Here is a 19,296-nt window from a genome sequence, read left to right as displayed (position 1 = left end):
CTCAGGCAAGTTTCATCCAAAGAAAGGTTTTCTCCAATGTTTTCAGGATAAAGGAGGTAGTCATGCGCATGTTCGAGTTGGTCCCAGTTCCGGTAATCACTGATTTTCTCCTTGTATTGTTTACGAAGAGTCTGCCCTTTTACGCCATAACGTTCCGCAAGCACACAGATACTCACAGGAGTAGATTCAATCTCCTTCTTTTAAAAAAGAAACGAACTCAGAATTCAGCCGTGTACCGTCAAATTCGGATAAATCCCAGTCATAGCTGAAGATTTCATTGGAAGACTTGTCAAGCCATTTACGTTTACGAACATGGAGATAAGTGGCGCGACCACGAATAGGATAGTCTTGGATTGTACGGTACTCACCAAAACCATAGGATATGATATCCGGGTTGGTCTTATCTTCTTTTAGCTGAACTTTTTTTTCATCAAGATAAATATCAAAACGGTCAGCACTCTTGTCGAAATTGACAATATCAAAGTTGTCTATAAGCACATCCGGAAGGATGGCACGAAGGAGTCGTTCGGGTTTCATAAAACAAAGGTAAGCAAAGGTAGCTAATTTTAAAACTTAACAACCAGAAATTTCCGCTGAGCCGGATTTTCCTGGTTGGTAAGCTTTCTTTTAAGCGTATAGCCTAGCCAGTCTGAACATGAAGAATTTCAGGGTCAGCGGATTTTCGGGTCAGTTTGAAAACTTGGGATCAGTTGTAAGTTTTAGATGGAGAAGTATGAGAAAGTGATGGCAACATCCTTTTTCAACACATAAAACAAGGTGCTGCCACCACCCCTAAATCTCTTTATCCATCAGCGTTTCCGATAAAAGGTGGTAGCAGTGGCAGCAGATTTTAAAAACTCTATTGTGGAACTTTCCGGCAAATACAGTCTGTCAGATGATCGTTGATAAAACCTGAAGCTTGCAAATGGGCGTAGCAAATTGTAGTTCCGAAGAACTTGAAACCTCGTTTTTTCATATCTTTACTCATGGCATCGGATTCGGGGGAGGATACCGGAATCTCGCTCAATGACCGGAATGTGTTGATAATCGGCTTTTTGTCGGGAAAGAATGACAGGGTATAATTATAAAAACTGCCGAATTCCTTTTGTACGGCAAGGAATAGTTTCGCATTCGTGATTGTCGATTTGATTTTCAGACGGTTTTTTACAATTCCTTCAAATTGCATTAGCCGCTCAACGTCTTCATCGGTCATTTGTGCTACCAGCTCGGCATCAAAATTATAGAAAGCTTTACGATACCCCTCTCTTTTTTTAAGAATCGTTATCCAGCTTAGTCCTGCTTGGGCACTTTCCAATACAAGAAACTCAAACAGCGTCTTGTCATCGGTAACTAACTTTCCCCACTCCTGGTCATGGTATTTTACATACAATTCGTCTGTTCCGCACCAACCGCAACGTCCGTTTGTTATATCTTGCATAATTCTAATATTTGTGATATGGAACAAATGTAGTGGATTCATGGCATTATGCCAAATTTAAAAGGACTATTTTGTGGCATAAATACCTATAAAAAGTTATTGTATAGTATATATATTCCGTAAAATGGGGGAAAAGATTACCTATATCAGGTGATTGTTTCCTCTTTTCTTTTTACGGACCTTTGCATTCTCAAAAATTAAGAATTTAGAATTATAGGTATTCATGGTAAAAAGACAGTTACAAAGGATCAGTTTAGGCTCTCTTTTTTTTATAATCGGAGCGATATCTATCTTTGCACAACCTAAGACAATGGTATCCGGTAAAGTGATATCCAAAGAAAAACAGGAAGTCGTAGATTTTGCAACCGTATATTTGAAGGGTACAACTTATGGCTGTACAACGAATGAAGAAGGTATCTATCATCTTCATGCACCGGCAGGGAAATACACGCTGGTTGTTTCGGCTATAGGATATAAGACTATAGAAAAGCCTGTAACTTTAGTTCATGGTGAAAGAATTAAGATGAATGTAATGATTGACCCGTCAGTGACTGAGTTGGGTGAAGTGGTAGTGGTGTCTAACGGGGTTTCCCGTGTGAAACGTTCCGCATTCAATGCGATAGCTGTAGATACAAAAGAATTCCAGAATTCTACCAAGAATCTGAGTGATGCTTTGGCTAAAGCTCCGGGAATGAAACTCCGTGAGTCGGGTGGGGTAGGTTCGGATATGCAATTGATGTTGGATGGTTTCAGTGGCAAACATGTGAAGATATTTATTGACGGTGTACCTCAGGAGGGAGTAGGGAGCTCTTTTGGCTTGAATAATATTCCTGTGAATTTTGCAGATAGGATTGAAGTGTATAAAGGGGTGGTTCCTGTAGGATTTGGCACGGATGCTATAGGTGGTGTTATCAATATTGTAACCAATAAGAAGAAACGTAATTGGTTTTTGGATGGCTCCTATTCATACGGGTCGTTCAATACGCATAAATCGTATGTGAATTTCGGACAAACTTTCAAAAACGGCTTTACTTATGAAATAAATGCTTTTCAAAACTATTCGGATAATGATTATCAGGTGGACGCACCGGTAGAGGACTTTGAAACCGGAAGAATTGATAAAGATAAAAGGGTACGTGTGAAGCGCTTTAATGATACCTATCATAATGAGGCGGTTATAGGTAAGATGGGTATTGTGGATAAGAAATGGGCAGACAGATTGATGTTGGGCTTTACTTATTCACACATGTATAAGGAGATACAGACCGGAGTACGTCAGGAAATAGTCTATGGGGAAAAGCATCGTAAAGGACATTCGTTGATGCCGTCATTGGAATATAGTAAACGTGGTTTATTCATCAAAGGTCTGGATGTGGCATTGACTGCCAATTATAATAAAAATGCAACGACAAATATAGATACAGCTTCCTATAAGTACAATTGGTTGGGTGATAGAAAATTAATGAACTCACCCGGTGAACAATCCAATCAATATTCACGGGCGGATAATAACAATTGGAATGGAACATTAACCGTTAATTACCGTCTGGCGAAAATACATATGCTGACCTTTAATCATGTGTTGAATACTTTCCGCCGTTCTAACACTTCTTTGTTGGCTAAGATGGAATCGGAGGATGCCATAGCTAAAGAAACCCATAAGAATATCTCCGGATTGTCCTATCGGTTGATGCCGTCTGATAATTGGAATCTCTCAGTATTTGGAAAATATTATAGTTTGTATGTGGCAGGTCCTATGGCTACGACTACGAATCAAGATGATTATGTCCGTACTACCCGAAACATGAATTCCATAGGATATGGAGCTGCGGGAACTTATTTCATTCTACCCGGTTTGCAGGCGAAATTGTCATATGAAAAAGCATATCGTCTGCCTACTATTGAAGAAATGTTTGGAGATGAGGATTTGGAAATGGGAGATATCAGTATAAAACCGGAGAGTAGTGACAATTTGAATTTTAATTTGAGCTATAACAGAACATTTGGCAGGCATTCTGTATATATGGAAGGTGGAGTGATTTATCGGAATACAAAAGATTATATTCAGCGTAATATTGCGGATTTGAGTGGTGGTAAATATGCTGCGAAATATATTAATTACGGTAAAGTATTGACGAAAGGATATACTGTTTCTGCTCGTTACGGTTTTGGTAATTGGGTGAGTATAGGAGGTAATTTTACCAAAATGGATGTACGGGACAATATGAAAACATCTATTTCCAGCAGTGCGGAAAATCTGGCTTATAAAGAACGGATGCCGAATCTGCCCTATATGTTTGCTGATTCGGATGTTACTTTTTATTGGCGGGATTTAGGAAAGAAAGGCAATCTGTTGACCGTGTCTTATGATAATCAATATCTGCATAGCTTTACTTATTATTCTTCCCGAATAGGCTCGAATAAGGGGGACTATGTGGTACCGAATCAATTCTCACACAATCTCTCTCTTTCTTATAGTTTGCAAAAAGGGCGGTATAACGTATCATTGGAATGCCGTAACTTCACAGACGAGAAACTGTATGATAATTTTAGTCTTCAGAAGGCAGGTCGGGCTTTTTATGGCAAGCTGCGTGTTTGTTTCGGCGATTAAAAAAGAACTTGTGACGGTTTTTATAAGAACATGCCTCCCTTCAGCCTGCTTTGTCTATTAATCAGTGATGCTGATTAGTCGATCACTGCCACTGATCCACGAATTACTGTCACTGAATGGCTGGTTGCTGGCACAGAATTGGAGCGTCAGCGGTATAATTAGGAGTTATCTAGTAGCTGCTGAAGGATTAGAAAAAAGGAGTTTATAATTAATTGAATTTTAAATTAACAGGAAGAATAAAAATGAAGAAAGATTTCTTATTGAACGGATTTATTGCTACTGCCATGGCAGGAATGGCGTTGAGCGCATGTACGGATAATGAGCCGGACTACGGTTCGGGTACCGAGGCTAAAGGTGAGTATGTTATTGCATCGTCGGTCACAGCGTCTGGAAATACAACGAATGTGCTGCTTACTTCTGAAACGTTGGATAAAGGCACTGTTTCTACAGTGAACAATGGTCTTGTGAATGATGGCGCAACTCAATGGGTGTTTTACAAGAATCAATATCTTTATGCACTGACTTATAATCAAGGAAATGCAGGTACGACCCGTTCTTATATCATGGATTCAAATAATGAAGTAAAGGCTCGTCCGGGGGAGTTTGCCGTAAAGAGATTTACTACTTACGGTATTTATGATAAATATATCATGACCTCGTCTACCGGTGACGGACCCACTGCGTATGCTGATGAGAATGGATATTTACCAAAAATGTTTTTGCTTTCTTATTTGGACGTATCTGTTGAAACATTTACCACGAATGATACTCAAAATAAGGCTTATATGTCCGAAAACTTCTTGGGAAATGGAGAATATGTAACCTTGGCCGGCATCTTGGAACGAAATAATAAACTGTATAGTGCTGCTATTCCAATGGGGTTAAGTCAATATGGTTCGGCCACTGACGGGGGAAAATGGATACTTCCCGGCAATAATGATTTGGTAAAGACAGAAGACGGTGGTTCCAATAGCAGCAGTTATAAAAAAGGTGAATTGCAATGGACGCAATATCCCAATAAATGTTGGGTGGCTATTTTTGATGATGAAACGCTGACAAATAAAAAAATCATAGAAACAGATAAGATCAGTTATGCTTGCGGGCGTTTTAAATCACAGTATTATCAAACGATTTGGGCGGCAGATAATGGTGATATTTATGTATTTTCTCCTAGCTATGCGAAGACCATGAAGGATAAGCGCCAGCAGACTACCTTGGATGCCGGAGTAGTACGTATAAAGGTTGGAACAGAAGAGTTTGATCCTGATTATTATTATAGTATTGAAGCGCAGACCGGAGGTAAATCTTTCATTCGTTGTTGGCATATTACGGGAGATTATTTCTTGTTGTTGATGTATGATCGTCCCTTGACTGAAACTGGTTTCACTGCTAATCAGTTAGCGATATATAAAGGAGAAACCGGAAAACTGACTTATGTAACCGGTTTGCCTTCTGCCGATTTGATCTCCGGCTTTGGCAATACTCCGTATGTGGAGAATGGATATGCCTATATGGCTGTAACGACAACAGAAGGATATCCATCTATTTATAAAATAGATCCGGTTGGTGCGGTAGCGACAAGGGGTGTTTCTATAGAAGCGACACAAATCAGTGGCGTCGGTAAACTGCAACCTCAGAACTGAGTATTGTAATAATATAGTGGGAGTCTGCGGGCAGTATGTGCTTATGCAGACTCTTTTTATGAATCGTATCGAAGATTTTATGAAGAAAATATTTCGCCAAATACATCTTTGGCTTTCTGTTCCTTTCGGGTTAATCATTTCCTTGATTTGCTTCTCGGGAGCCATGTTGGTTTTTGAAAATGAAGTGATGGAACTGGTCAGGCATGAACTTTATTATGTAAAAAAGGTAGAGGCAGTTTCACTTCCTGTTGATCGATTATTGGAAGAGGTAGAACTCATGTTACCCGACAGTGTGTCTGTCACAGGAATCAATGTTTTCTCTGACCCGGAACGTGCTTGGCAGGTGAATTTGTCCAAGCCTCGTCGTGCTTTCATGTATGTGGATCAATATACTGGTGAGATTAAAGGTAAATATGAACGTCCTGCATTTTTTGTGACTATGTTCAGGCTGCATCGCTGGCTGTTGGACAGTATGAAAGCGGATGGCGGAGTCTTCTGGGGAAAAATGATTGTAGGTGTCAGCACCCTGTTGTTTGCCGTGGTTTTGATATCGGGTATCGTTATCTGGTGGCCTCGTACACGAAAAGCCTTGAAAAATAGTTTAAGAATATCTGTCGGCAGGGGCTTTAGAAGATTTTGGTATGACCTGCATGTTGCAGGTGGTATGTATGCGCTGTTTTTTTTGTTGGCTATGGCCCTTACCGGGCTAACATGGTCTTTTGGATGGTATCGGACAGGTTTCTATAAAGTGTTTGGCGTGGAAGTACAGCAGGGAGGTGCTCATGGTGGGGTGACCCAGCGTGGGGGGAAAGGCGGCAACCAATCCGGAAAGAATGTTTCTCATTCTTCGTCCTATGTTTGTTGGCAACAAGTTTATGAACAATTAGCCCTGAATAATCCCGGCTACAAACAGATAACCTTATCAGATGGGGCAGCAAATGTCTCTTTCAATACCTTCGGTAATCAACGTGCTTCCGACCGTTATAAATTCAATCCTCATACAGGTAAGATTGATGAGGTAGTTTTATATAAAGATGCTGAGAAGGTTGGAAAGATTCGCGGATGGATCTATTCTGTACATGTTGGTAGTTGGGGCGGTATGCTTACCCGTTTACTGACGTTTATAGCAGCTTTGATAGGAGCCACCTTGCCATTGACAGGATACTATTTATGGATAAAACGTATTTGGAGAAAGAAAGTAAGAGTAAGTTGAATATCTTTGTTATAAGATTAGGGGGCGAAAAGAATTTTATCATATGACCTGTTGTCGTGAATGACAGGTCATATGATATTGTTACAGGATTTTTTAGAACCACTTTATCTTTCTGAAAATAACAAAAGCCAACGCAGATAATGTGATGGACGCCAAAATAATAAAACTAAAAGCATGTGGTAATGCATCTACATGTACATCTACATTCATTCCATAGAAACTAGCTATTAATGTGGGTACCATCAGAATGATGGAAATACTGGTCATGCGTTTCATGATGGTGTTCACATTGTTGGATATGATGGAAGCAAATGCGTCCATGGTTCCGGTTAAGATATCACTGTAGATATTAACCGTGTTATATGCTTGTTTTAATTCAATAACTACATCTTCTACCAAATCGCGGTTTTGATAATCTTTTTCCTGGAAGATACTTTGCAATTTACCTACCATCACCTCATTTCCACGAATGGACGTATTGAAATAAACCAATGTTTTTTGTAGTTTCATCAATCTGAGCAGGTCCTCATTACGTATGCTCCTTTCCAATTCTTTTTCTGCGGCAGCTACATCATTGTTTATTTGTTTCAGATATTTCAAGAACCATACGGCAGATGAGTAAATTAACCGTAAAATCAATTCAAATTTATTAGGCACAATGATTCCTTTACGTCGGGTGTGGTCAATAAAATCAGGAATCATTTCAGTGGAGTGATAACACACGGTAACAATGATTTCATTATTTGTAATGATACCGATGGGGATAGTGATATAAGGGATGCTTCCCTGTTGTTGCAGGGGGATTCGGATAATGGTCAGTAGCCAGTTGTCTTCCGTATCCGTTCTCGGACGTTCATCCATATCGGCGATGTCCTCTAAAAAAGCTTCGGGAACTTTTAATTCTTTAGTCAGAAACTCAAAATCACTTTGGTCGGGGCATTCTACATTCACCCAGCAGTTTGGCATCCATTGTGGCTTTTCTACAAAGCCATTCTCACAATAAAGATATTTTCTCATCTTATTGCCTCCTTTCGTTCGTTTATATCCGTTCAGAGGCATTCAGAGTAGTGATTGCCCTGTCGGATCAGTTAATACTATTGCACGTTCGTGGTATTGAATCGTCCATTTTTGTTGATTGTTTTTTGTTTTAAGCGGTACAAAAGTACATAAAACCTTTAAAGGACAGACAGGAGTCAGGAGGCTTTTATATTTTTTTTAAGAATATCACCGGAAAGCAATCAGTGCCGGAGCAATGATGGTTTTGTCGCCATAGCGCAGTTCTAACGTACTGTGTTTACCGATTAAGTTCCCTGGTGGAAACTATTGTTGTTAAAACATTTAGCATCCTTTTAATTACATGCAAAATTCACTTAAAAAATCGTTTGTCCAATACCTATTTATGATGAATCTTGTTCTATATAATCCTAATAATTAGGTATTGTGGAAGGTGCTGAAGTCGGCTACCTTTGCAAATGTAATAATTACAATTTAAAAATCAGTTTTAATTTAAAAATAAAAAGAGTATGGAACCAATTATTAATTCACAAGTTCCTGAATTTAAAGTTCAGGCATTCCATAATGGAGAGTTTAAAACCGTAACTAATAAAGATATTGAAGGTAAATGGGCTATTTTCTTCTTCTATCCTGCTGACTTTACGTTTGTATGCCCTACCGAACTTGTAGATATTGCTGAAAAGTATAATCAGTTCAAAGCAATGGGAGTGGAAGTATATTCTGTAAGCACCGATTCACATTTCGTTCATAAAGCATGGCATGATGCGTCTGAAAGTATCCGCAAAATCACTTATCCGATGTTGGCAGATCCTACAGGTGCTTTATCGCGTGCATTTGGTGTGATGATTGAAGAAGACGGTATGGCTTATCGTGGTACTTTTGTAGTGAATCCCGAAGGCAAGATCAAATTAGCTGAAATTCAGGACAACAGCATCGGGCGTAATGCTGATGAACTTCTTCGTAAGGTAGAAGCTGTCCAGTTTGTAGCCACTCATGATGGTGAGGTTTGTCCTGCTAAATGGAAGAAAGGTGCTGAGACCTTGAAACCGAGTATTGATTTGGTAGGTAAAATTTAAAGTATAGAACTCATGTTAGATAGTGCGATAAAAGATCAGTTAAAAGGTCTTTTTGCCCAATTGGAAGCGCACTATACTTTTGACATCTTTGTCCACCCTCAGCACGAAAGTCGTGCCGAGTTGGTGGACTTGTTGGAAGAAGTGGCTTCCTGTTCGGATAAACTTTCCTGTCGGTTGCAGGATAGTGAAGGGCTGAAGTTTATCCTTTTAAAAGAAGGAAAGGATACGGGAATCACATTTCGTGCCGTACCTGGTGGTCATGAATTTACTTCTTTGTTGATGGCTGTTCTGAATGCTGACGGCAAAGGAAAGAATTTTCCGGACGAGTTTATTACCAGACGTATCAAGGCGTTACAGGGGCCGATTAGTTTGACCACCTATTTGTCTCTCACCTGTACCAATTGTCCCGATGTGGTTCAAGCTTTGAATATGATGGTACTTCTGAATGGTCAGATACGCCATGAGGCAGTAGATGGATCTATAAATGAAGAAGAAGTAGAACGGATGAAAGTACAGGCCGTTCCTACTGTATTTGCTGATGGTGAACAGATTCATGTGGGGCGTAGCAGTATGGGGGATCTGTTGGAGAAGCTGGAAGCCCGTTACGGTTCGGTGGAATTGGAAGCTGTTGAAACAAAAGAATATGATGTACTGGTAGCCGGTGCTGGTCCTGCCGGTGCGACAGCTGCTATCTACTCGGCTCGTAAAGGGTTGAAAGTAGCAATAATAGCAGAGCGTATTGGTGGACAAGTCAATGAAACGATGGGGATTGAGAACTTGATATCTGTGCCTCAGACTACCGGTAAACAGTTGGCCCAGGATCTGAAAAAACATTTGGCGGAATATCATATTGATATTTTAGAAAATCGCCGGATAGAGAAAGTGGAAGTGGCAGAGGGCATGAAAGTGTTGTCTGTGAAAGGTGGAGAAACGTATAAGGCTCCCGTATTGATCATTGCTACCGGGGCGAATTGGAGAAAATTGAATGTTCCCGGTGAAGAAAAATACATCGGTCATGGAGTTGCTTTCTGTCCTCATTGTGACGGACCATTTTATAAAGATAAGGAAGTAGCAGTCATAGGTGGTGGAAACTCCGGGGTTGAGGCTGCTATTGATTTGGCGGGAGTCTGTTCCAAAGTGACTGTATTCGAATTCATGGATACTTTGAAAGCGGATACTGTTTTGCAGGAGAAAGCTAAAAGCCTGCCCAATGTGGATATTATTACTAATACTCAAACGGTAGAGGTGTTAGGAAACGGTGATAAAGTGGTGGGGCTTATAAAGAAAGACCGTTCATCCGAAAAAGAAGAGATCTTTGCCTTGGATGGTATTTTTGTCCAAATAGGTTTGACTGCCAATAGCACTTTGTTTAAAGAATTGCTGGAAACGAACCGCATGGGTGAAATTCTGACTGATAAAAATGGCCGGACCTCTGTAAAAGGTATCTATGCTGCCGGAGATGTAACGGATGTTTCCTATAAACAGATAGTTATAGCAATGGGGGAAGGCGCCAAGGCTGCTTTAGCTGCATTCGAAGACCGGATGCGCGGAACGATTTATTAGTGATAAGTGGTTGGTGGTGAATAGTGGGTGCATATCGCAGTATTTACCACTAATCTTATCACTAAAAAATGCACTCTTTGTATGTATATTGGTGAGAATATGCTTTCTTTGTAGGTGAATCACCGTTTACAGCATTGATATGGCAGAATCGAGACGTACTTCATTGAAAGATTTGGCACAGATATTAGGTGTATCCATACCTACAGTATCCCGTGCCTTGAAAAATAGTCCCGAAATCAGTCGGGAACTTTGTATTAAAGCTCAAAAATTGGCAAAAGAGATGAATTATCACCCCAATCCTTTTGCTATGAGTCTCCGGAAAAATACTCCCCGTACCATTGGAGTAATTGTACCTGATATTGTTACTCATTTCTTTGCGTCTATTTTAAGTGGTATAGAAGATACCGCTATAGCAAACGGCTATTTTGTTATCATCACGACTTCCCATGAGTCATACGACCATGAGAAAAGAAATATTGAGAATTTGGTCAATATGCATGTGGAAGGTATTATAGGTTGTTTATCTCAAGAAACAACAGATTATGCCCATTGGTTGAGTTTGGATGATATGAATATGCCGCTTGTTCTATTTGATCGTGTTTGCATGCCTGACCGTTTTTCTACGGTAGTGGCTGATGGAGTATATTCTGCTCAGATGGCGACACAGCACTTGTTGGATCATGGAAGCAAACGGATTGCTTTTATCGGTGGTGCAAACCATCTGGATATAGTAAGAAAGAGAAAACATGGTTACCTTGAAGCGTTAAGGGAAAATAAGATACCGATTGAGAAAGATTTGGTTGTGTGTCGGAAAATTGATTTTGAAGAAGGGAAAATAGCTACAGAAATTTTATTATCGCTTCCGGAGCCTCCCGATGCAATTCTTGCCATGAATGATACATTGGCATTTGCCGCTATGGAAGTGATTAGAAATCATAATCTTCGTATTCCTCAGGATATAGCGCTTATTGGGTATACAGATGAGCAACATGCCAATTATGTAGTGCCTCGCCTTTCGGCCGTCTCGCATCAGACTTATAAGATGGGAGAAGCCGCATGTCAGATGTTGATTGATAAGATTAAAGGAGATAAAAAAATCAGGCAAATCATTATTCCTACTTGTTTGCAGGTGAGGGAAAGCAGTATAAAAAGGAAGGATTGAGAACCGAAATGTATTTTAAGAAGAGAATAAGGCTGAACTCTTCACAAAGAGCCAACCTTATTTCTTTATATATTGGAGTATTATTGAGTGACCAACGTAATAATGGAACGTGCCGGAATCACAACTTTTTCATGGTTTTTGATGCTTCCCACCGGTAGAAGATTCTCTCCATCTTTATCCGAAGTACGATAGATTTTCCAGTTTTTTATAATTCCGTTACGCTGATAGAAAGTAAACTCTTTATCTTCCGCTGCATAATTAATCATAACGAAAACCTCCTTTCCGTCTGTATTTTGGTATGCTGAACATATTAGTCCGGTTACATCTGTATCGCCTTCAGGAATGATTTTCCCTTGGTTGTCTTTGGCTATAATTGCTTTCCGAACAGCTCCCGGGCGTATAAATCTACTGTAGTTTCCCAAAGCCCACATTAATTTGGAGTCTTTCACCTCACCATTCAGAAAAGTCGGATCACTATACTCACGGATTAATCCGTCCTTATAATCTCCACCGATAGATCGCCACCATTGCCAACTGCGAGCACCTGCATATACAATGTCATGATGAATGATCCGTGCTACATATAATGCTGTCTTCATGGTGAAGTCATATCCTCCGCCTCCGCCGATTTCTTCGTCATTGCCCATGATACAGGTTTCTGTCTGCCAGAAATCCACCTTATACTTGTCTAAAGTATCTTTTAATTGACAACGGATATCGTGTAAATTATTCAGAGGAGTATTAGTCCAATAACTATGCCCTACCATCAGCCGGGGAACATTGGGAGTATCACCCAGATAGGTGGCTGTACTGTCCGGATTAAAGAAAGACTGGATTTGATACCCCCGTTCCCAATTAGTCATGTGAGTATCGAACATACAACGATAGTCAGAGGACTCATTGACTAGAATCTGTGTGTCAATTTGGTTATTTACGAACTCTTTACTGATGAGGCGTATGGCACGGGCTATTTCGCGGTTGGTAGCCGGTGTACCTTCTTGTTTGGGGCCAATCCAGTTCCAATGCCCATCGGGTTCATTGAATGGACAGAGGTAATTGAACTTGATTCCATCGTGTTTCTCCACCCCTTTTATGACATTGGCAAGAAAACGGGCAAAATTCTTATAATGCTCTTCCTTTAAGTTTAAGGTTCCTCCACGGCCTGTGTTGGTGGCAAGACCGTTTTGTGTGAAATATACGGGAGGTGAATTAAGAAATGCCAAAAATTTGTTTACACCCCGTTCTTTTGCCAGACGCAGGAAGTTGCGCTGCCCTTGTTGTTTATTCCAATTATAGTTACCATCTGCCTGAAGGAAACATTCGGCACGCATCCAGGGAGAGGCTATCTGGCTGGCTTCTCCTTGTTCCGCACTTCCGGCTCCTACATTGAAACGCCATAAAGACAGACCGATTCCTTTAGGTTGTCCGTTTTCATGGTTTTCCGTACTGAACAGCCAGTCGGCTACTTGGTTTTGTTTTTCTTGCGGCCATAAGCCGATAAATTGCATGCTCCAACAGTCTGATGCTCCGAAATAGTCCATGGTTTGACAGGGTTGGTCTGTTTCTATTTCAAAGTGAATGGCAGGATGTTGAGCGCATTGCACATTGCATATAGAAGTGAAGAGCAAAATTAAGATGATCAATTTTGATTGAAAATAAATGTGTAACATAGGTTTGTTAATTTTAAAGGGGAAATACCAACTTGCGATATTTCCCCTTGTTTTTTGTATTCTATCAGTTTTATTTACTTCAATTCTACCTTAATGGATTGACTATAGCAATATTCTGAGGATTTGTCAGACTTTACTCCTATACGAGCATAAATATATGTTTTATTGATCAGATTGTTTGGAATGTCTATTTCAGCGCTGGTCTCTTGTTCTAGAGGAATCTTGTTTCCTAAACTCAACGTCGCTTCTTTTTGATTGTTATCTGTTAGGATGCCTTTTCCTAGATAAAGACTTACATCTTCCATATTAGCATTAGCAATAACTTTGTTAACTGTAAATTTTGCAACAATTTTGTTGTTACTCTTAGTAAATGAAACATCTTTAATAAAAAAGTAAGGTGTTACTGGGATATCTTGTATGGTATTCCCTTTAACTGTAATCCGAATCGTATCATTGGATGGCCTTTCCCAAGGTGCATTACCAACGCGTACAAGTTTATAATCTCCGTTGAATAGGTTCACTGAGTAACTTCCGTCTTGTGCGATATAGACAGGGATAGAACCATGTAAGGCATATCCGTCTTGAAATAGGGCAAATTCGGAACTTCCACTTCTAACGGATACAGGTTCACCATTATAAATGGCTTTTCCTGTTAACATGGATTTAGGTTCATCAAAATTGTCATAACTGCAACTGTTGGCTGTAAGCAGACAACATATTATAATAATAAAAATATATATTTTTCTCATAATTTTTTGTTTTTATTGGAATGGGTTTTTGACAATTGTTGGATTATTATTGATAACAGCATCCTCAATGAATGAATAATAGTTGGACTGTTGGAAAGTTCTAGCTACTTTGAAACGTTCAGATCTTGTTTTCACAAAAATGTATTTATCTTGATCTTGAGTACCAGGTTTAGCTTTAGCAATACGATATGGGTATAGTCCATAAACAATGGCTTGATCATTATCCTCATTTCCGTTCCAAACAGCATCTGCTATTCTCCAACGTTTCATATCAAAATAGCGGTGGTCTTCAAAAGCTAATTCCACGCGTCGTTCATTTTGAATTTTCTCTATTGTAAGTTTATTTAAACTATTGGCGGGAAAACCTGCACGTTCGCGTAGTTTATTGATATAATGCAATGCATTTGTTTCATCATTTAATTCAAAAGCTGCTTCAGTAGCGTTGAGATAAATTTCTCCTAAACGGAACCAAGGCCACCAGTTTTCGGCATAATTACGAAGTGTATAACCGGAAGCTTCACTTATGAATTTGCGAATATAAAATCCGGTGTTGCTAACGTTAGGGGTGTTGGTTTGGGGACCGTCTTGACCTACAAAAGTTTTATTGTCTGTATAGAAACTCCCCAAGCTGGGATCAGTAAGTAAATCGTAAGAGCCATTAATATCATTCCATACAGCTACTCCGGCTTGAATATCAACGTCCTGACCTCTGAACTTGGTACCGGGATAAATAATAGTACCATATAAACGAGCATCTTTATTGGCAAAAATATCACTAGGATTTTTATAAACGATATAATCGTTGCCGTTTTTATAGTGTAATGTTCCTGAGGTCCCGTCTAAATAGTCAAAGGCCTCTACTAATCCTAATGATGGGCCAATACAAGAAGAGTTGTCATTATCTTCTCTTAAATGATGAATAACATTATCATATCCGAAACTATGTACCTTTAAAGGATTTTGGTAATCTTTTACCCAAATAACTTCTTTATTTCCGGTTTTATCCATTAACATTTTATAGAAATTGATTCCCTTGTCTTCTTCTTTGTTATAGAGTTCATACCCTCCTTCTTCTATAATTTCTTTTGAAGCAGATAATGATTTTTGGTAATAACCGTTTGCCATGTCTGAAGGAATACCTACCTCTCCACCGGAAGTTACAATATTGGGAGTTTTTAAAGCATTGTATTTAGCTATGGAACCAGCGTATAACATGGCACGGCTTTCTAATGCTAATGCTGTGTAATAGTTGGCGCGAGTTTGGCTGTTTGCGTTGCCTAATTGATTTTTGATTTCTTCGCATTCCTTGTAAATAAAATCGTAAATTTCATGTTCTTTCGCACGTGGGGTACGAAGATAAGAAGGATCACCATTAAAATCGTATTCTAATGTTTGGGTGATCAGCGGTACTCCTCCCATACGTCTTACAAGTTCGAAATAAACATAAGCTCGTATAAAGCGAAATTCGGCAATAAATTGATTTTTGCTTTCTTCGGAGATTTCTGTTCCATATTTAGTAATGTTCTCAATGGACGTATTGATATCACGTATGAATTCATAGTCCCACCAACGTCCGTAATCATTTCCATAACGCAGTTCGTTACGATAATTCTGGTCTAAAGTACCACAATACATTGCATCATCAGTTTCACACATACCACCTGTGTTAAAGTTGCCATGTAATTGGGGAATTCTATCATATAGGTTGGCTAATTGTGATTTTATCATGGCAGGGTCGTTCCATACTTGTTCATTGGTAAGGATGTTTTTGGGATCTCTTTCGAACCATCCGTCACCACAACTTGATAATAAAGACGTAATGGCAGCTCCCAACAAAAATATTTTTATATAATTTTTTTTCATAATAATATCGTTTTAGAATGTTACATTAAATCCAAGAAGGAATGTTCTTTGCTGTGGATATACTACTGCTGCTGCGGCTGTAATTTCAGGGTCAATCCCGAACTGATGTACATTATCGAATGAACATAAATTCGAAACATTGGCATAGATACGTATTTTTTGTGCATGGACAGTTTTTGTCCATTTAATAGGCAAACTATAGCCGATTTCTAAATTCTTGATGCGTAAGTAGTGTACATTATGTAGCCAAAAATCGCTATTTTTGTTATTATAGCTGAACTCACCTTTACGAATAGCTGGATAACGTCCAGGAATCCATTCGCTATTGGGATCATATAAATCAGCACGGTGCCAACGGTCTTCTAATAAATATTCAGGTGAATTGCCATTGCCGTGGAATGCATTAGCGAGTTCATAATTTTGTCTCCATCCTTGCATAGCACCTCCGGAAAGGTCAATATTAAGGTCAATACCTTTCCATTCTAAACCGATATTACCGCCGAATGATATGATAGGAGCCCAACCTTCGGGGTAACCTATAGGGCGTTCATCCATACCGTTGATAATGCCATCACCATTTACGTCTTTGTAAATAAGATCACCAGGGAGTAGTGTCCGATTATTTTGTCCGTCTAAGTTAACCGGATAGTTAAGTATTTCTTCTTCCGATTGGAATTGCCCAATTACTTGATATCCCCAATATATGCCTCCCCAACGTCCTTCTGCAGAATTACGATATTCATCCCAGGAATTATTGAAACGAGGCTTATAAGTTTCGATACTTTTATAGCGTGAGAATGTAAAATTGCCACTAATGGTATAATTCAAATCACCGATATGATCAGTCCAAGTAGCCATTGCTTCTGCACCGATATATGCTTGTTTATTTAGGTTCTCGTTAGGTAATTTGTAACCTACTTCATTAGGCAGCAATACATCATAACGAGCTGCTGGCACGCCAGTAATATCTTTTCGGAATGCATCTGCTGTAATTTTTAGCCGGCTGTTAAACATGGTCAAGTCAAAACCAATATTTGATGTTGTATTTTTTGTCCAAGATAAATTTGTCACAGGCAATCCTCTTTGATTAAGTCCGGATACAACTTCACCGTCTAATACAGCATTACCTTGATTCCAGTTGTAACCACTTAAGTAGTCAAATAGCTTTACATCTTTTTCTGTACCAGTTTGACCGATAGATGCGCGTATTTTCAGATCATCTATGACCGGTCTTAACTTTTCGAAGAATTTTTCTTCTGATATTCTCCAACCTACTGATACTCCAGGGAAAAATCCCCAGCGCTTGCTTGGTGCATATAGATATGAACCGTCATAGCGGGCTAATATTTCGATTAAGTATTTGTGGGCGAAATTATAATTGATACGCCCAATCCAACCGGCACGTGCTTCATAACTCCATTCATCACCAAAACTATTGAGTTCATCAAATTGCAATAATGGCAGATAGTCAGTGGAAGGTTCCGTTCCATAAGTTTTCTTACTCCAGTCATAATCAGAAGCTTCATAGCCTAAGACTGCTGAAATATTATGTTTTTTAAACTGTTTTGTATAGTTCAATTGTAGTTGCATATAACGTGCCGGTACACTACGATCTATCTGACTTCTCCATCGTCCTGTGGCTGGTGTCCCATTATAGGTGTCATTTGCTTTATCATATGTATAGATTTGATATGCGTATTGATAACCGTCAAAACGACTGTTTGTATAATTGTAGGAGAAAGTGGCCTTTGCTGTTAAACCAAATTTGAAATCATATTGTGCATAAGCATTGATATTAGCATTACGGGTTAAATTGTCTTTGTAGCCGGCAATGTCACGTCTAAATGCAGCCGGATTATAACCATTTTCATGCACATTATTAATATATTCCGGGTTATCATTAGCGTATGGACTTTCGATAGGTTGCATCTTAAACATTGCTAAAATAGCCGTATAATATCCGTCTCCACCAGGTAGACCTACATCTTCACTTTTTTCATATTTTCCACTAATTTGTGCACCTACAGTGAAATGATCTGTAATTTTGGAATCAAGATTTAATTGGAAGTTAGTACGTTGATATTTAAAGTCTCGCATCATGGCATCTTGACTGGTATGAGCAACAGAAAGATAATAATTTGTTTTATCTGAGCCACCCGTAACATTAGCATTGATATGATACTGTGGTACATTCTTTCTCATTACCATATCATAATAATCATAACTTTTATATCCCGGCTCGGTACCAGCTTGCCATTTGGCTAATTCTTCTGGAGTATAAAGATTATTAGGATCTTCACCTCTGTTCTGTGCAGCTTCAGCCAAGCCTCTCACATATTGTCCGGCATTAGCTAATTTGGGAAAGCGAGTTAAGTTTTGCCAGCCATAATATCCATTAACATTGATGCTGACTTTTTCGTTTTTCCTTCCTTTTTTGGTTGTAACTAAAACTACACCATTGGCTGCACGTAGACCGTAGATGGCAGCAGAGGCATCTTTTAATACGGTAATACTTTCAATGTCTTCAATATTTAGTGCATTAAAAACATCATTGCCGGATACATCTGATGCTTGTAACCAGTCACGACTGTTCATACCTCCATAAGGAATACCATCTATAACAAATAGAGGACTTCCCATATTACGGATTTCAAGATTGATTCCTCTACCTGGTCGAGCATCCACTGCGCGTGTGGAAATTCCTGCTATTTTCCCAGATAAAGCTCCGGCAGTAGTGGTAGAAACTGAACGGGTTAGTGCATCGGATTTAACGTCACTAACTGCTCCTGTTAAACTTTTCTTTGTTTGTGTACCATAACCTACTACTACGACTTCGTCTAAAGTTTCAGTGTCCTCTTCAAGAATAATCTGAAAAATGGTTTTTTCTCCAATTTTCACTTCTTTTGTTTTGTAACCAATAAATGAAACTGCTAGTATTCCGTTGGGGTCATTTACATTGAGTGTAAAGTGACCGTCAAAATCTGTGATAGTCCCATTTGTGGTTCCTTTAAGGGTGACATTAGCTCCAATGATAGCTTCTCCTTTCATATCAGCTACATGTCCTGTGATTTGCGTTTGTGCAAATACTGTTACTGATGTGAGTAGTAGTATGACACATGTGCATAAAAATTTTAAATGCCTCATAAAATTAGGATTTAAAGATTAAACGTTTTTTCTTATTTTGCTTTCCGGCTGCAAATGTAGGTGAAGGAAAATTAATAAAGTTATATGAATCTTGCAGAAATGGATAGTAAATCATGCAATGCATGATTTAGATATCTTAAATATGGATTT

Annotated in this window: 13 protein-coding genes and 1 pseudogene; 6 read left to right on the top strand and 8 right to left on the bottom strand. The window is 39.1% G+C overall.

What is annotated here, in order from left to right:
- The 3 genes and pseudogenes from RE317_RS18680 to RE317_RS18670 form a co-directional block, all read right to left on the bottom strand.
- Positions 1-176, bottom strand: a pseudogene (locus tag RE317_RS18680) (DDE transposase); the annotation flags it as partial.
- A 10-nt stretch (positions 177-186) separates the two neighbouring features.
- Positions 187-537 carry a transposase family protein gene (locus tag RE317_RS18675; RefSeq protein WP_005645980.1) on the bottom strand — a complete coding sequence of 117 codons (351 nt, stop codon included), beginning with the start codon at positions 535-537 and terminating at the stop codon, positions 187-189.
- A gap of 322 nt (positions 538-859) precedes the next feature.
- Positions 860-1,438, bottom strand: a complete 579-nt coding sequence (locus RE317_RS18670; RefSeq protein WP_011964920.1) for a DNA-3-methyladenine glycosylase I — start codon at positions 1,436-1,438, stop codon at positions 860-862.
- A 310-nt stretch (positions 1,439-1,748) separates the two neighbouring features.
- Here RE317_RS18670 and RE317_RS18665 point away from each other — a divergent pair, with 310 nt between their 5' ends.
- From RE317_RS18665 to RE317_RS18655, 3 genes are all read left to right on the top strand, one after another.
- Positions 1,749-4,049, top strand: a complete 2,301-nt coding sequence (locus tag RE317_RS18665; protein ID WP_117873386.1) for a TonB-dependent receptor — start codon at positions 1,749-1,751, stop codon at positions 4,047-4,049.
- Positions 4,050-4,291: 242 nt separating this feature from the next.
- Positions 4,292-5,692, top strand: a complete 1,401-nt coding sequence (locus tag RE317_RS18660; RefSeq protein ID WP_117889382.1) for a DUF4374 domain-containing protein — start codon at positions 4,292-4,294, stop codon at positions 5,690-5,692.
- A 16-nt stretch (positions 5,693-5,708) separates the two neighbouring features.
- Complete coding sequence (locus RE317_RS18655; RefSeq protein WP_032938917.1) at positions 5,709-6,905, top strand: PepSY domain-containing protein; 1,197 nt, start codon at positions 5,709-5,711, stop codon at positions 6,903-6,905.
- A 93-nt stretch (positions 6,906-6,998) separates the two neighbouring features.
- On the opposite strand, the gene RE317_RS18650 is transcribed toward RE317_RS18655, so the two are convergent.
- Entirely contained in the window at positions 6,999-7,922 is a 924-nt protein-coding gene (locus RE317_RS18650) for a magnesium transporter CorA family protein (protein WP_005850609.1), read from the bottom strand.
- A 506-nt stretch (positions 7,923-8,428) separates the two neighbouring features.
- On the opposite strand from RE317_RS18650, the gene ahpC reads away from it, so the two are divergent.
- The 3 genes from ahpC (at position 8,429) to RE317_RS18635 (ending at position 11,720) form a co-directional block, all read left to right on the top strand.
- Complete coding sequence (gene ahpC / locus RE317_RS18645; RefSeq protein ID WP_117873382.1) at positions 8,429-8,995, top strand: alkyl hydroperoxide reductase subunit C; 567 nt, start codon at positions 8,429-8,431, stop codon at positions 8,993-8,995.
- Between the two features lie 12 nt (positions 8,996-9,007).
- Positions 9,008-10,558 (top strand): alkyl hydroperoxide reductase subunit F, encoded by a 1,551-nt coding sequence (gene ahpF / locus RE317_RS18640; protein WP_057279289.1) that lies wholly within the window; start codon positions 9,008-9,010, stop codon positions 10,556-10,558.
- A 139-nt stretch (positions 10,559-10,697) separates the two neighbouring features.
- Complete coding sequence (locus tag RE317_RS18635; protein ID WP_005844540.1) at positions 10,698-11,720, top strand: LacI family DNA-binding transcriptional regulator; 1,023 nt, start codon at positions 10,698-10,700, stop codon at positions 11,718-11,720.
- An 80-nt stretch (positions 11,721-11,800) separates the two neighbouring features.
- On the opposite strand, the gene RE317_RS18630 is transcribed toward RE317_RS18635, so the two are convergent.
- The 4 genes from RE317_RS18630 to RE317_RS18615 all read right to left on the bottom strand — a co-directional run bounded on the left by RE317_RS18630 (position 11,801) and on the right by RE317_RS18615 (position 19,146).
- Complete coding sequence (locus tag RE317_RS18630; protein WP_234440087.1) at positions 11,801-13,390, bottom strand: glycoside hydrolase; 1,590 nt, start codon at positions 13,388-13,390, stop codon at positions 11,801-11,803.
- Positions 13,391-13,464: 74 nt separating this feature from the next.
- Positions 13,465-14,139 (bottom strand): DUF3823 domain-containing protein, encoded by a 675-nt coding sequence (locus tag RE317_RS18625; RefSeq protein WP_007841228.1) that lies wholly within the window; start codon positions 14,137-14,139, stop codon positions 13,465-13,467.
- A gap of 12 nt (positions 14,140-14,151) precedes the next feature.
- A complete protein-coding gene (locus RE317_RS18620; RefSeq protein WP_303266273.1) occupies positions 14,152-16,002 on the bottom strand; it encodes a RagB/SusD family nutrient uptake outer membrane protein in 1,851 nt (616 codons plus the stop codon).
- A 12-nt stretch (positions 16,003-16,014) separates the two neighbouring features.
- Positions 16,015-19,146, bottom strand: coding sequence for a TonB-dependent receptor (locus tag RE317_RS18615; RefSeq protein WP_022508481.1), 3,132 nt, complete (start codon positions 19,144-19,146; stop codon positions 16,015-16,017).
- Between the last annotated feature and the right edge of the window lie 150 nt (positions 19,147-19,296).

The organism is Phocaeicola sp. GP0067 (assembly GCF_031119655.1).
In the GTDB taxonomy this organism is placed as follows: domain Bacteria; phylum Bacteroidota; class Bacteroidia; order Bacteroidales; family Bacteroidaceae; genus Phocaeicola; species Phocaeicola vulgatus.
Note: the sequence above shows the minus strand (reverse complement) of the source record. Positions and strands in the feature narration are given on the sequence as shown.

What these genes read in the sequence shown, in the direction of transcription:
- RE317_RS18635 (WP_005844540.1), top strand. Translation starts at nt 10,698, where the DNA reads ATGGCAGAATCGAGACGTACTTCATTGAAAGATTTGGCACAGATATTA.
- ahpF (WP_057279289.1), top strand. Translation starts at nt 9,008, where the DNA reads ATGTTAGATAGTGCGATAAAAGATCAGTTAAAAGGTCTTTTTGCCCAA.
- RE317_RS18665 (WP_117873386.1), top strand. Translation starts at nt 1,749, where the DNA reads ATGGTATCCGGTAAAGTGATATCCAAAGAAAAACAGGAAGTCGTAGAT.
- RE317_RS18670 (WP_011964920.1), bottom strand. Translation starts at nt 1,438, where the DNA reads ATGCAAGATATAACAAACGGACGTTGCGGTTGGTGCGGAACAGACGAA.
- RE317_RS18675 (WP_005645980.1), bottom strand. Translation starts at nt 537, where the DNA reads ATGAAACCCGAACGACTCCTTCGTGCCATCCTTCCGGATGTGCTTATA.
- RE317_RS18615 (WP_022508481.1), bottom strand. Translation starts at nt 19,146, where the DNA reads ATGAGGCATTTAAAATTTTTATGCACATGTGTCATACTACTACTCACA.
- RE317_RS18625 (WP_007841228.1), bottom strand. Translation starts at nt 14,139, where the DNA reads ATGAGAAAAATATATATTTTTATTATTATAATATGTTGTCTGCTTACA.
- ahpC (WP_117873382.1), top strand. Translation starts at nt 8,429, where the DNA reads ATGGAACCAATTATTAATTCACAAGTTCCTGAATTTAAAGTTCAGGCA.
- RE317_RS18660 (WP_117889382.1), top strand. Translation starts at nt 4,292, where the DNA reads ATGAAGAAAGATTTCTTATTGAACGGATTTATTGCTACTGCCATGGCA.
- RE317_RS18650 (WP_005850609.1), bottom strand. Translation starts at nt 7,922, where the DNA reads ATGAGAAAATATCTTTATTGTGAGAATGGCTTTGTAGAAAAGCCACAA.
- RE317_RS18620 (WP_303266273.1), bottom strand. Translation starts at nt 16,002, where the DNA reads ATGAAAAAAAATTATATAAAAATATTTTTGTTGGGAGCTGCCATTACG.
- RE317_RS18630 (WP_234440087.1), bottom strand. Translation starts at nt 13,390, where the DNA reads ATGTTACACATTTATTTTCAATCAAAATTGATCATCTTAATTTTGCTC.